This is a genomic window from Nocardia sp. NPDC057227, assembly GCF_042669725.1.
GTDB lineage: Bacteria > Actinomycetota > Actinomycetes > Mycobacteriales > Mycobacteriaceae > Nocardia > Nocardia asteroides_A.
The window spans coordinates 1-11,604 of the sequence record NZ_JBHUXA010000032.1; the positions used below are offsets into that span (position 1 = coordinate 1).

The 11,604-nt window shown below is 71.7% G+C and carries 14 protein-coding genes; 5 read left to right on the forward strand and 9 right to left on the reverse strand.

The window, feature by feature from the left end:
• From ACFUJ1_RS30440 to ACFUJ1_RS30450, 3 genes are all read right to left on the reverse strand, one after another.
• Positions 1-85: hypothetical protein (locus tag ACFUJ1_RS30440; RefSeq protein WP_378650822.1), on the reverse strand; the 85-nt coding region annotated here is incomplete at its 3' end.
• 49 nt (positions 86-134) lie between these two features.
• Positions 135-1,025 carry an SGNH/GDSL hydrolase family protein gene (locus ACFUJ1_RS30445; protein ID WP_378650759.1) on the reverse strand — a complete coding sequence of 297 codons (891 nt, stop codon included), beginning with the start codon at positions 1,023-1,025 and terminating at the stop codon, positions 135-137.
• A gap of 77 nt (positions 1,026-1,102) precedes the next feature.
• The gene (locus ACFUJ1_RS30450) at positions 1,103-1,564 is read right to left on the reverse strand and encodes a hypothetical protein (RefSeq protein WP_378650760.1); all 462 of its coding nucleotides are present in this window, start codon (positions 1,562-1,564) and stop codon (positions 1,103-1,105) included.
• A gap of 88 nt (positions 1,565-1,652) precedes the next feature.
• Here ACFUJ1_RS30450 and ACFUJ1_RS30455 point away from each other — a divergent pair, with 88 nt between their 5' ends.
• On the forward strand, positions 1,653-3,041 hold the full coding sequence (locus ACFUJ1_RS30455) for a cystathionine beta-synthase (protein WP_378650761.1): 1,389 nt from the start codon (positions 1,653-1,655) through the stop codon (positions 3,039-3,041).
• Positions 3,042-3,085: 44 nt separating this feature from the next.
• On the opposite strand, the gene ACFUJ1_RS30460 is transcribed toward ACFUJ1_RS30455, so the two are convergent.
• On the reverse strand, positions 3,086-3,505 hold the full coding sequence (locus tag ACFUJ1_RS30460; RefSeq protein WP_378650762.1) for a DUF4254 domain-containing protein: 420 nt from the start codon (positions 3,503-3,505) through the stop codon (positions 3,086-3,088).
• 157 nt (positions 3,506-3,662) lie between these two features.
• Positions 3,663-4,862, reverse strand: a complete 1,200-nt coding sequence (locus ACFUJ1_RS30465) for an acyl-CoA dehydrogenase family protein (protein ID WP_378650763.1) — start codon at positions 4,860-4,862, stop codon at positions 3,663-3,665.
• Positions 4,863-4,937: 75 nt separating this feature from the next.
• Between ACFUJ1_RS30465 and ACFUJ1_RS30470 the strand changes: the two genes are divergently transcribed.
• Positions 4,938-6,083, forward strand: a complete 1,146-nt coding sequence (locus ACFUJ1_RS30470) for a cystathionine gamma-synthase (protein WP_378650764.1) — start codon at positions 4,938-4,940, stop codon at positions 6,081-6,083.
• Between the two features lie 113 nt (positions 6,084-6,196).
• Here the strand turns inward: ACFUJ1_RS30470 and greA are convergent, their stop codons facing one another.
• Both greA and ACFUJ1_RS30480 read right to left on the reverse strand, forming a co-directional pair.
• Entirely contained in the window at positions 6,197-6,688 is a 492-nt protein-coding gene (gene greA / locus ACFUJ1_RS30475) for a transcription elongation factor GreA (RefSeq protein WP_233020386.1), read from the reverse strand.
• Between the two features lie 253 nt (positions 6,689-6,941).
• Positions 6,942-7,445 (reverse strand): DUF4307 domain-containing protein, encoded by a 504-nt coding sequence (locus ACFUJ1_RS30480; protein WP_378650765.1) that lies wholly within the window; start codon positions 7,443-7,445, stop codon positions 6,942-6,944.
• A gap of 137 nt (positions 7,446-7,582) precedes the next feature.
• Between ACFUJ1_RS30480 and mca the strand changes: the two genes are divergently transcribed.
• The 3 genes from mca (at position 7,583) to ACFUJ1_RS30495 (ending at position 9,480) form a co-directional block, all read left to right on the forward strand.
• Positions 7,583-8,467 carry a mycothiol conjugate amidase Mca gene (gene mca, locus ACFUJ1_RS30485; RefSeq protein WP_233020384.1) on the forward strand — a complete coding sequence of 295 codons (885 nt, stop codon included), beginning with the start codon at positions 7,583-7,585 and terminating at the stop codon, positions 8,465-8,467.
• Positions 8,467-8,751 carry a hypothetical protein gene (locus ACFUJ1_RS30490; RefSeq protein WP_378650766.1) on the forward strand — a complete coding sequence of 95 codons (285 nt, stop codon included), beginning with the start codon at positions 8,467-8,469 and terminating at the stop codon, positions 8,749-8,751. Before mca ends, ACFUJ1_RS30490 begins: the two co-directional genes overlap by 1 nt.
• 126 nt (positions 8,752-8,877) lie before the next feature.
• Positions 8,878-9,480, forward strand: coding sequence for a TIGR03086 family metal-binding protein (locus tag ACFUJ1_RS30495; protein WP_378650767.1), 603 nt, complete (start codon positions 8,878-8,880; stop codon positions 9,478-9,480).
• A gap of 52 nt (positions 9,481-9,532) precedes the next feature.
• Here the strand turns inward: ACFUJ1_RS30495 and ACFUJ1_RS30500 are convergent, their stop codons facing one another.
• On the reverse strand, positions 9,533-10,213 hold the full coding sequence (locus tag ACFUJ1_RS30500; RefSeq protein WP_378650768.1) for a hypothetical protein: 681 nt from the start codon (positions 10,211-10,213) through the stop codon (positions 9,533-9,535).
• Entirely contained in the window at positions 10,210-11,604 is a 1,395-nt protein-coding gene (locus ACFUJ1_RS30505; RefSeq protein WP_378650769.1) for a condensation domain-containing protein, read from the reverse strand. The genes ACFUJ1_RS30500 and ACFUJ1_RS30505 overlap by 4 nt, the downstream gene beginning before the upstream one ends.

Below are 11,604 nucleotides of genomic sequence, written 5' to 3' on the forward strand. Positions count from 1 at the left end.
CGTCCGGCCGCAGCTCCGCCAGCGAGCCCTTGCGGGCCCGGCCGATCGGGGAGCGCGCGGTCGAAACGATGACGGCCTCTGGCATGAGGACTCCTTTGTCGTGGTGCGAATTCGGTTACTCGCCAGTAAGAAATCTACGTGGCACGGGCTCGGTCCGGAAGGCGTCGCGCGCCGTCCGGCGCCTCGGCCTGGTGCAGCAGCCCGGCCTCGACACCGAGCGCGGTCAGCAGCGCGGGCAGCAGGTGCTCGGCGGCCAGCGCGTAGCCGGCGGCGGACGGGTGGAAGCCGTCGGCGGCGAAGAGCAGCTCGGGAGCCTCGCGGAACCGCGGCGCCAGCAGATTGCCCATCGGGACCGGGTGGCCGCCCGCGGCGCGGGTGGCCGCGGTCTGCGCCCTGGCCAGGCGGACGCTCCAGCTCTCGACCACCGCGCGCAGCGGCTGCGCGATCGCGGTGACGATGCCGAGGTTCGGGCAGGTGCCGACCACGACGACGCTGTCCGCCGCGCGCAGCCGGGTCACCGCGGTGCCGAGCCGGGCGGCCGACAGGCGGATCGAGTGCTTCTTGGTGACGTCGTTCGCGCCGACGAGAATCACGGCGGCGTCCGGCGGCGGGCCCGCCACGAACATGGCGTCCACCTGACCGGCCAGCCCCTTGGAGGTGGCGCCGGAGATGGCCTTGGTACTCAGCCGGATGCGCCTGCCGCTTGCCTCGGCCAGGCCGCGGGCCAGCCGGACGCCCGGCACCTCCTCGGCGCTCAGCGCGCCCAGCCCGGCGGCGGTGGAGTCACCGAAGATCATCAGGTGCAGATCGAACTCGCGGCCCGCGCGCCAGCGCTGCGGCGGCTCGCCGCCCGGGGCGTAGATGCCGTCGGCCTCGGGCGGCTTGGAGCTGTCCCTGCCGATCACGCCGCGCGCCGCGCCCGCCTGCTCCATGAGCATGCGGTACCCGAACCACCAGGCCGTGCCCGCACCGGAACCGGCGAGCACCGCGCCCGCTCCCGTCGCGGCGGCGGTACGCCAACCCATGCGAGGAACACCCACGTTTGTGCATTCTACAAACCGGACGGCCCGAGCGGCGGCGCCGATGCCGTTCCGGGGAACGGTCAGCCCGCGACGTCGAAGGTGCCGCGGGCGGGGACGCTCGCGCTGTCGGTGGTCACGGTGACCTCGATCCGCCCCGGCCCGGTGTCCTGGAACAGGGCGTACTGGATGCTGCCGTAGATCCCGGTGACCACCAGGTTCTCGTAGACCCCCGTCGCGCCGGTGTTCAGGTTGCGCCACGCGATCGTGGTGCGGACCTCGCAGAGCGGGGCGAACGGGTAAATGCCGGGGCCGACGCCGGAGACCGGCTCGGCCCGCATGTTCAGGATCGCCCGGCCCGGATACTGCGGGCTGGTGTCGGCCCAGGTGCGCACGCTGGTCCAGCACAGCCCGCCGCGCGCCAGCGTCGGCACCTGCGGGAACTCGACGGTGGCCGCGGCGGCCTGCGCCCCGGCCCCGAGCGTCGTCGCCACGGCCGCCCCGGCCAGGACGGTGGCGGCGCGGGCGATGGTGAGCTTCCTCATGCCATCCGATCCTAGGGGCTCGGGGCGGTGCGGGCGTGGAGCGGAACGCGGAGAGGCACGGCCCGGCGGCTTCTGCAACGATGGAGCTATGCGCATCGCGGAGCACGTCGTCGACCTGATCGGCAATACCCCGCTGGTCCGGCTGAACTCGGTGGTGGGGCCGAACGCCGGGCTGGTGGCGGCCAAGATCGAGTACCTGAACCCGGGCGGCAGCTCGAAGGACCGGATCGCGGTCCGGATGATCGAGGCCGCCGAGCAGTCCGGCGAGTTGCGGCCCGGCGGCACCATCGTGGAGCCGACGTCGGGGAACACCGGGGTCGGGCTGGCGCTGGTGGCGCAGCAGCGCGGCTACAAGTGCGTCTTCGTCTGCCCGGACAAGGTGAGCGAGGACAAGCGCAACGTGCTGCGCGCGTACGGCGCCGAGGTCGTGGTCTGCCCGACCGCCGTCGCGCCGGAGCACCCGGACAGCTACTACAGCGTCTCGGACCGGCTGGTCCGCGAGATCGACGGCGCCTGGAAACCGGACCAGTACTCCAATCCCGGTGGGCCGCAGAGCCACTACGAGACCACCGGCCCGGAGATCTGGGCCGACACCGAGGGGAAGATCACGCACTTCGTCGCCGGTGTCGGCACCGGCGGCACCATCACCGGTGCCGGCCGCTATCTCAAAGAGGTCTCCGAGGGGCGGGTCAGGGTGATCGGCGCCGACCCGGAGGGTTCGGTGTACTCCGGCGGCACCGGCAGGCCGTACCTGGTCGAGGGCGTCGGCGAGGACTTCTGGCCGTCGGCCTACGACCCGAAGGTCGCGGACGAGATCATCGCGGTCTCCGACGCCGACTCCTTCGACATGACGCGGCGGCTGGCCCGCGAGGAGGGGCTGCTGGTCGGCGGCTCCTGCGGCATGGCCGTCGTGGCCGCCATCGAGGTGGCGCGGCGCGACCCGGACGCCGTCGTGGTGGTGCTGCTGCCGGACGGCGGCCGCGGCTACCTCTCCAAGATCTTCAACGACCAGTGGATGAGCTCCTACGGCTTCCTGCGCGAGCGGCTGGACGGCGCGGCCGAGCCGCTCGTCGGCGACGTGCTGCGCGGCAAGTCCGGTGAGCTGCCCGACCTGGTGCACACGCACCCGTCGGAGACCCTGCGCGACGCCATCGAGATCCTGCGCGAGTACGGCGTCTCGCAGATGCCGGTGGTCGGCGCCGAACCGCCGGTGATGGCGGGCGAGGTGGCGGGCAGCGTCTCCGAGCGCGACCTGCTCTCCGCGGTGTTCGAGGGGCGGGCGCACCTCACCGACTCGGTGGCGAAGCACATGAGCGCCTCGTTCCCGCTGATCGGCGCGGGCGAGCCGATCTCAGCCGCCACCAAGGCGCTGTCCGAGACCGACGCGCTCATGGTGGTCGAGGAGGGCAAGCCGGTCGGCGTCATCACCAGGCACGATCTGCTCGGCTTCCTCAGCGTCGGCGCGATCGGCAAGTAGGGCCGAGGTCGCGGCGCGGCGGATCCGCGATAACGGCCGCGGGCTCAGCGGCCTGCCGCGGTGATGCGCTCGGGCAGGTAGCCCGCGACCAGGTCGCTCCACTCGTCGGCGAGGGTGGCGAGCCGGTACCAGGCGGCGTGCACCCTGGTCTCGGCGACCTTGTCGCAGCTGTGCAGGAGGTGCCCGGCGTGCACGTGCGCCGCGGCCATCCGGTCCAGCAGCGCGCCGAGCGAGACGCCGCGCACCCGAGCGGGCCGGGCGGCGCTGGTCCAGCGGTCCACGGCGGCGACGAGTTCGGCTCGGCGGCAGTCGATTCCGGCCGCGGCCAGCGGATCGATGTGGCGCTGCCGGTGCAGCTCGGCGAGCAGCGCGGCCGATCGGATCACCGGGTCGTCGCCAGCTTCGGCGGGAGAAGCGAAGGCGGCCAACAGCTCTCGGCGGTCCGGGAGTTCAGCATCGCGCATCGGAGGCTCCCGGCGTAGCGGGAAGCGGGAACGGCAGTGTGCACATGGTGCACCTCCTGGAACGACCGGTGGAGCGTGGTCGTTCCAGGATGCGGGACATTTCGGGCTATCGGGTGACCGCGGAGTGACCCCCCGATGACGCTTCGTGACACGGTGCTCAGCGGAAGGCATTGCTCCCGGTGAGGGCTTTGCCCAGGGTGAGCTGGTGCACCTCGGCGGTGCCCTCGTAGGTGAGTACCGACTCCAGGTTGTTGGCGTGCCGCAGCACCGGGTAGTCCAGCGTGATCCCGTTGGCGCCGAGGATGGTCCGGCACTCACGGGCGATCGCGATGGCTTCCCGCGTGCTGTTCAGCTTGCCCGCGCTCACCTGCTCCGCGGTCAGCTCGCCGCGGTCCTTGAGCCGCCCGAGGTGGATGGCGAGCAGCTGCCCCTTCCCGTACTCCAGCGCCAGGTCGGCGAGCTTCGCCTGGGTGAGCTGATAAGCCGCCAGCGGCTTGTCGAAGACCTCGCGGCTGCGCGAGTACTCGATCGTCGCGGTGAGGCAGTCGCGGGCCGCGCCGAGCGCGCCGAAGACGATGCCGAAGCGCGCCTCGCCGAGGCAGGCCAGCGGCGAGGAGAGCCCGCGCGAGCCGGGCAGCACCGCGTCGGCGGGCAGCCGGACCCCGTCGAAGTTCAGCTCGGCGGTGATCGAGGCGCGCAGCGAGAGCTTGCGGTGCATCTCCCGCGCCACGAAGCCGGGGGCGTCGGTCGGGACGAGGAAGCCGCGCACCACCGGGCGCCCGCCCTCCGCCTCGGGGTCGGTGTAGGCCCAGACCACCGCGACGTCGGCGACCGAGCCGTTGGTGATCCACATCTTGGCGCCGTCCAGCACCCAGTCGTCGCCGTCCCGCTTCGCGCGGGTGCGCATGCCGCCGGGGTTGGAGCCGAAGTCCGGCTCGGTCAGCCCGAAGCAGCCGAGCAGCTCGCCCGCGGCCATCCCGGGGAGCCACTGCTGCTTCTGCTCCTCGGAGCCGTAGCGGTGGATGGCGGTCATGGCCAGCGAGCCCTGCACCGAGACCATGCTGCGGATGCCGGAGTCGACCGCCTCCAGCTCCTGGCAGGCGAGGCCGTACGCGGTGGCGGAGAGCCCGGCGCAGCCGTAGCCGTCCAGGTGCATGCCGAGCAGCCCGAGTTCGCCCAGCTCGGGGGCGAGTTCACGGGCCGGGAAGGTACCCGCCTCGAACCAGTCGGCGACGTGCGGGCGCAGCCGTCTGGCCGCGAAGGCGGCGACGGTGTCGCGGATCTCCCGCTCCTCCGGCTGCAGCAGGCCATCGGTCGCGAATAATTCGTCGAGGGTGCGGGGTGTGTCGGGCGCCATGCAGGTCAGCGTAACCAGGCGGGCACACGCACCCCCCGAGAATGGGACGCCGGTGCCCGGTTCTAGGCTGGGGCCATGAGCGAGCTGGGATTCTCCACCCGCGCCGTGCACGCCGGGTTCGAGCCGGACCCGCAGACCGGCGCGGTGAACGTACCCATCTACGCGAGTTCGACCTTCGCCCAGGACGGGGTGGGAGGGTTGCGCGGCGGTTACGAGTACGCCCGCACCGGTAACCCGACCCGCACGGCGCTGGAGGCAAATCTCGCGGCCCTCGAGCTCGGCCGGTACGGCCGCGCCTTCGCCTCCGGGATGGCCGCGACCGACTGTGCGCTGCGGGCGCTGCTGCGCCCTGGCGATCACATCGTCATCCCCGACGACGCCTACGGCGGCACCTTCCGGCTGATCGACAAGGTGTTCAGCCACTGGGGCATCGAACACTCGCCCGCGCGCATCGCCGACCTGGACGCGGTCCGGGCCGCCGTCCGCCCGAACACCAAGCTGATCTGGGTCGAGACCCCGACCAACCCGCTGCTCACCATCGGTGACATTCCGGCGCTGGCCGACGTCGCGCACACCGCGGGCGCCCTGCTGGTCGTCGACAACACCTTCGCCACCCCGTACCTGCAGACCCCGCTGACCCTCGGCGCCGACATCGTGCTGCACTCCACCACCAAGTACCTGGGCGGGCACTCGGACGTGATCGGCGGCGCGCTGGTCACCGACGACGCCGAGATCGACCAGAAGTTCGCCTTCCTGCAGAACGGCGCGGGCGCGGTGCCCGGCCCGTTCGACGCCTACCTCACGCTGCGCGGCGCCAAGACGCTGGCGCTGCGGATGGAGCGGCACTGCGACAACGCCGAGCTGATCGCCGAGTTCCTCTCCAGGCACCCGGCCATCTCGACCGTCATCTACCCGGGGCTGCCCGAGCACGCCGGGCACGGCGTCGCGGCCAAGCAGATGCGGCGCTTCGGCGGGATGCTCTCGGTGCGGTTGCACGGCGGCGAGGAGGCGGCGCGCCGCTTCTGCGCAGGGACGAAGGTCTTCACGCTGGCGGAGTCGCTCGGCGGGATCGAGTCGCTGATCGAGCACCCCGGCGCCATGACGCACGCCTCCACCGCGGGCTCGCAGCTGGAGGTCCCCGCCGATCTGGTGCGCATCTCGGTCGGCATCGAGGACGCCGCCGACCTGCTCGCCGACGTCGAGCAGGCGCTCGCACAGTAGGGATCACGAACATGAACCAGCGGCCGCACTCGAGCTTCGAGTGCGGCCGCTGCTGTTCAGGCGGCCGACGCGGTAGCGCGGGGCCGCGGCACTCCGCGCCCCCGCGGAGCGGCTCAGCTGTGGTAGGGCTCCGCGCTGACCAGCGTCACCTTCATGGTGTTGCCGTTGGGCAGGTTGTACTCCCTGGTCTCGCCGACCTTGGCGTCGATCAGCGCGCCGCCGAGCGGCGAGTTCGGCGAGTAGGTCTCCAGGTCGGAGTGGCCGAGCCCCTCCTCGCGGGTGGCGATCAGGAAGGTCTCGGTGTCGCCCTCGTCGCCGTCGTAGTAGACCTTGACGACCGAGCCGGGCAGCGCGACGCCCGACTTGGTCGGGGCCACGCCGACCTTGGCGGTGTTCAACAGTTCCTGCAGCTGCCGGATGCGGGCCTCCTGCTGGCCCTGCTCGTCCCGCGCCGCGTGGTAGCCGCCGTTCTCCTTGAGGTCGCCCTCCTCGCGGCGCTCGTTGATCTCGGCGGCGATGACCGGACGGTTGGCGATGAGCGCGTCGAGTTCGCTCTTGAGCCTGTCGTGCGACTCCTGGGTCAGCCAGGTCACATTCTCGGTCATCTCGATCACTCCCTAGTAGTTGTTCCCGGCGCGCCGGGATTCCCTGAACACCGCTGCTGTACCCACCGGGGCAGGCGGGCACGCATCGGCCGACGGCTGGACGCGATCGGAGGGTGTGGTGCTCTTCCGGAATGCCTCGCGCTGGCCGCCAATGCAGCAAACACGGCTCCGGGTTCCGGAACCGTGTGTCAGGCTATTTTAGCATGACTCACAAATATGCAGGTCAAGTCGATTTTGCCCGGCTGGATCGGGTTCAGTCCGCGCGTAGGTACCCCGGGACGGTGGTGGAGCAGGCGTAGACGCTGCCCGAGGCGGGCCGCTCCGAGGAGCGGATCACGGTGGCGACCTCGACGGTGCCGTGCACCGACGGAGTGACCAGCACTTCGCGCCGCCCGGTCTCCTCGCCGTCGCGCGACATCACCCGGACGATGCAGACCACCGGCTGCGCCGGATCCGCCCTGGTGACCTTGATCCGCAGGTCGAGCGTGGAATCGTCGACGACGACGTAGCCGAGCTGCTCGGCCTCGACGTCCTTCGGGCCGAACTTCTGGTAGCCGAGGAAGCCGACGCCGACCCCGGCGGCGACGACGAGCACCCCGAGCCCGGCCGCGATGGCGCGCCTGCGCCCCGGCTCGATACGGCCCGATCCGCCGTAGCGCTCGGCCCGGCGCGTCGCGCGGCGCCGCTCGGCCTCGGCGATCTCCGCCTGCGTCGCGGGGTCGGGCTCCGCGCCCGCTCGCGAGCTCGAGTCGGTCATCGTCGGACGCTCCCGGGGGTGGTCGGAATACAGCGGGGTTTGGATGGAACTATAGGTAAGCGAGGATCGGGTGCCTCACGGTACCGAGGCGAGACGGCGGAGAGCGCGAGGTAGACGGTGAGCGGAGTGAACGGGACGTGAGCGGCCTCCGGCTGATGGCGGTGCACGCGCACCCCGACGACGAGTCATCCAAGGGCGCCGCGACGACGGCCAAGTACGCCGCCGAGGGCAACGAGGTACTCGTGGTCACGCTGACCGGCGGCGAGGCGGGCAGCATCCTCAACCCGGCCATGGACACCCCCGGTGTGCTGGAGCGGATCCACGAGATCCGGCGCGAGGAGATGGCCGCCGCCGCGGCCGCGCTCGGGGTGCGCCAGACGTGGCTCGGCTTCGTGGATTCCGGTCTGCCGGAAGGTGATCCGCTGCCGCCGCTGCCGGAGGGCAGCTTCGCGCTGGTCCCGCTCGAGGAGGCGACCGAGGCGCTGGTCCGGGTGGTCAGGGAGTTCCGGCCGCACGTGATGACGACCTACGACGAGACCGGCGGCTACCCGCACCCGGACCACATCCGCTGCTACGAGGTCTCGGTGGCCGCGTTCGAGGCGGCGGGCGACCCGGAGCGGTTCCCGGACGCGGGCGAGCCGTGGACCCCGCTCAAGCTGTACTACAACCACGGGTTCAGCCTGCGCAGGCTGGAGCGCTTCGCCGAGGAGTACGACCGGCTCGGCGAGCCCTTCCCGCTGCAGGAGTGGCTGGACCGCTCGCGCAAGTACGCGGTGGAGCGCGGCGACGTGATGTCACGGGTGACCACCCAGATCGAGTGCTCCGAGTACTTCCCGCAGCGCGACGGCGCGCTGCTCGCGCACGCCACCCAGATCGACCCGAACGGCGCCTTCTTCGCGATCCCGCTCGACCTGCAGAAGCGGGTCTGGCCGACCGAGGAGTTCGAGCTCGCGCAGACCAGGGTCAAGACCGCGCTCCCGGAGCACGACCTGTTCGCCGGGATCGGGGACGAGCACCGGTGATGTCCGCGCTACCGCTGCTCACCGAGGTGCTCGCGCAGACGCCGGGCACCCCGACCGGGCCCGAGTTCGGCAAGGCGTCGCCGCTCGGGCTGATCATCGTGCTCGTGCTGCTCGCCGGGACGTTCCTGCTGATCCGGTCGATGAACCGGCACATCAGGGGGCTGCCCGCGACCTTCGAGCCGGAGCATCCGGAGCCGGACCAGGATGCCGACGACGGCACCGAGCACGGTATCGCCCGCACCGAGCCGGAACCGGGCGAGAAGCGGCGCGAAGGGTCCGGCTGACCGACAATCCCGGCCTGCCTTGTCAACCCGGGCGGCTGTTCGGTGCGCGCCGCACAATTTCGGGTTTCCATTGGTGAGCGGTGTGTATTCCGGGCAGCATCGCCTCGATCGACCAGAAGGATTCCCATGAACCGTGTGCAGGACCCCGCGATCGGCCGTATCGAGACGGAGACGGTGGTCGCCGCGATCGACCGGGCACTGGACACCGCGGGTGCCGCGGTCGCCGCGCTGGAACCCGGATCGCTCGGCGCGGCCACGCTCTGCGCCGAATGGGACGTGCACACCCTGCTCGACCACCTGGTCACCGTCATGTACGGGTCGGTCGCGGCGCTCAGCGACATCACCGGCGACGCGGAGCTGCCGGAGGACGTGCTCGGCTCCGACCCGCACGGCGCCTTCGCCACCGCCGCCGAGCTGGACCGCGCGGCCTGGAGTCGTCCGGACGCGCTGGACCGCGCGGTGCCGACGCCGCTCGGTGAGCTGCCGGGGCCGAGCGCGGCGCTGGCGCACCTGCTCGAGCTCACGGTGCACGGGACCGATCTCGCGCTGGCCGTCGGGCGCCCGGATCTCGCGGACGACGCGCTCTGTGCCGCGCTGCTGGAGGCCGTCGTCGGTGCCGGTGGGCTCGATCCCTACCGGCAGTCGGGCTGGTTCGACGCGGCGGTACCGGTCGCCGACGACGCCCCCGGCCACCTGCGGTTGCTGGCCTACACCGGCCGCCAGGTCTGAGGCGGACGCACGAAACCCCGCACCGGCTCGGCCGGTGCGGGGTTTCGTACTTCTACGAGACCAGCTCCATGGTCCCGCGCGGATCCCACGGCATGGGCCCGGTGGGGAACCCGAAGCGGATCATCCGGTGCGGCGCCGCCACCTCGATGTGCGCCACCGCGGGCGGAAGGAACCCGCTGAGCATCTTCTCCAGCAGCGCGTTCAACCCGGAGAGCCGCGGCCGCAGCCGCACCTGCCAGCACTCCACCTCCCCGGCTGGCACCTCGATCACCGCCCGCTGCTCCACCCTGGCGCTCACCGGAATGTGCACCGAGAAGGCCAGCCAGAGCGCCAGGTCCTCTTCCAAGCCATCGACGAAGTCGAGCCCGCGGAGCAGGGTGAGGCCGCCGGCCAGCGGCATGAGGTCGGCCGGGAAGGGTGCGACCCCGCCGCCGAACTGCAGGTGCGTGGTGCCGACGAAGTTCGCCTCCTCCCGGCTCACCACGGTCCCGCCGGACCTGGTCTCGGCCCGGTAGCTCGCGGCCCTGAGCCGGTCGCCGACCCGCTGGAAGCGCTGCTCGACGGTCACCGCGAAGTCTCCGGAGCCGACCTGGATGATCGACCGGTACCCGTCTATGTCGTGCCCGATCGCGCTGACCAGTTCCAGCGCGGACGGCTGGTTCGCCACCCGCACGGCGTAGACCGACTTCTCCCCGTCCGGGATGCCGGGATCGCGGAACACGGTGTCGATCACGACTTCCCCTCCGCCGCCGCCGCGAAGACCCGCCGCAGCACCGCGACGTAGCGCTCGACCGATTCGTGCGCCACCGGCGTGTCCGGGTAGATGACGCTCAGCGTGGTTTCGGCCGCCAGCCGGTTGATCCAGATCAGCACCTGTTCGGAGGCGGCCCGATTGGCGTAGAGCCCGGCCGAGGCCGCGTCGAAGAACTCGTTGCCGAGCAGCTCCCTGGCATCGACGAAGGAGATCATGGGGCAGGACCAGCCCGGCTTCAGGTCCAGGTCGGAGTCGGCGGGCAGCAGCTCGACCACCCGCTGGAACGAGGTCGGCGCCAGCCGGAGCCCGTTCTCGTAGGCGTGCTGGGCCAGCTTGACCACCCGGTCGAAGGAGGTCGCCCCGAGCGGGAAGGCGACCGGGAGCAGCGTCACGTACCAGCCCACCGAGGCGCGCTCGGCGAGGCTGCTGCGTGTGCTCACCGGGGTCATGCCGAAGTAGTAGTCGCTGTCGATCAGCTCCCGCTCGACCAGCGCCGCGGCGGCGAAGATGCCGCCGACGAACTCGGCCCCGTTCGCCCGGCAGCGCTCCTCGAAGCGGGACGCCGTGTCCTCGTCGAAGAGCGTGACCGTGCGGTGCGCGCTGCGGTTGTAGCCGTCTGTCCGCTTCCCGAGATCCAGCGGGAACGACGGCAGCCTGCCCTCGTTCCCGCGGATCAGCTCCAGCCACTTGCGCACGCCGGGCGAGGTCAGCGACATCTGCCCGGTGTAGGCGCGCTCGGCGGTGCAGTAGGCCAGGTAGCTGGCGGCCGGCTCCAGCATGTCGGGGGCATCCGGCCAGACCTCGCGGGTGTAGAGCATGGCGAGGTCGAAGCCGGAGAGGTACTGCCCGAAGCCGTCGGTGTGCAGGTGGTCGACGGCGAGGTAGACGGTGGTCGACTCCTCGCGCTCGATCGCGCCGAAGGTGAAGCAGTCCCACTCGAACGGGCCGGGTGTGGTCTTCTGCACGTGCTCCCGGACGGCGGCCGGGTCGTCGACCCGGCCGTGCTCGACCGGGACGAACTCGACGTCGTCGGCGGGCACCAGGTGCCGCCGGACGGCGCCGCCCTCGATCCGGAACCAGGTCCGGAAGGTGTCGTGCCGCTGCAGGAAGGCGTTGACCGCGGTGGTCATGGCCGCCCGGTTCAGCTCGCCGGTGGGGATCTCCGCGGTCACCAGGCAGAGCCCGGAGTAGCGGAACTCCGCCGCGGCGTGCTGGGCGGCCGCCTTCAGGTACTGCTCCTGCTGGTGCGACGGCGGGGCCGGGTGGGGCGGCGCCTGCCTGGCCCGCGCCACCGATTCCGGTGCCGCGGTCCAGGTGGTCAGCCGGCCCGGCGCCGGTTCCCAGTCGTCGATCAGGCCGAATTCGACCAT

Coding starts and splice junctions, on each gene's coding strand:
- ACFUJ1_RS30445 (WP_378650759.1), bottom strand. CDS start 1,025: ATGGGTTGGCGTACCGCCGCCGCGACGGGAGCGGGCGCGGTGCTCGCC.
- ACFUJ1_RS30450 (WP_378650760.1), bottom strand. CDS start 1,564: ATGAGGAAGCTCACCATCGCCCGCGCCGCCACCGTCCTGGCCGGGGCG.
- ACFUJ1_RS30455 (WP_378650761.1), top strand. CDS start 1,653: ATGCGCATCGCGGAGCACGTCGTCGACCTGATCGGCAATACCCCGCTG.
- ACFUJ1_RS30460 (WP_378650762.1), bottom strand. CDS start 3,505: ATGCGCGATGCTGAACTCCCGGACCGCCGAGAGCTGTTGGCCGCCTTC.
- ACFUJ1_RS30465 (WP_378650763.1), bottom strand. CDS start 4,862: ATGGCGCCCGACACACCCCGCACCCTCGACGAATTATTCGCGACCGAT.
- ACFUJ1_RS30470 (WP_378650764.1), top strand. CDS start 4,938: ATGAGCGAGCTGGGATTCTCCACCCGCGCCGTGCACGCCGGGTTCGAG.
- greA (WP_233020386.1), bottom strand. CDS start 6,688: ATGACCGAGAATGTGACCTGGCTGACCCAGGAGTCGCACGACAGGCTC.
- ACFUJ1_RS30480 (WP_378650765.1), bottom strand. CDS start 7,445: ATGACCGACTCGAGCTCGCGAGCGGGCGCGGAGCCCGACCCCGCGACG.
- ACFUJ1_RS30490 (WP_378650766.1), top strand. CDS start 8,467: ATGTCCGCGCTACCGCTGCTCACCGAGGTGCTCGCGCAGACGCCGGGC.
- ACFUJ1_RS30495 (WP_378650767.1), top strand. CDS start 8,878: ATGAACCGTGTGCAGGACCCCGCGATCGGCCGTATCGAGACGGAGACG.
- ACFUJ1_RS30505 (WP_378650769.1), bottom strand. CDS start 11,604: ATGGTCGAATTCGGCCTGATCGACGACTGGGAACCGGCGCCGGGCCGG.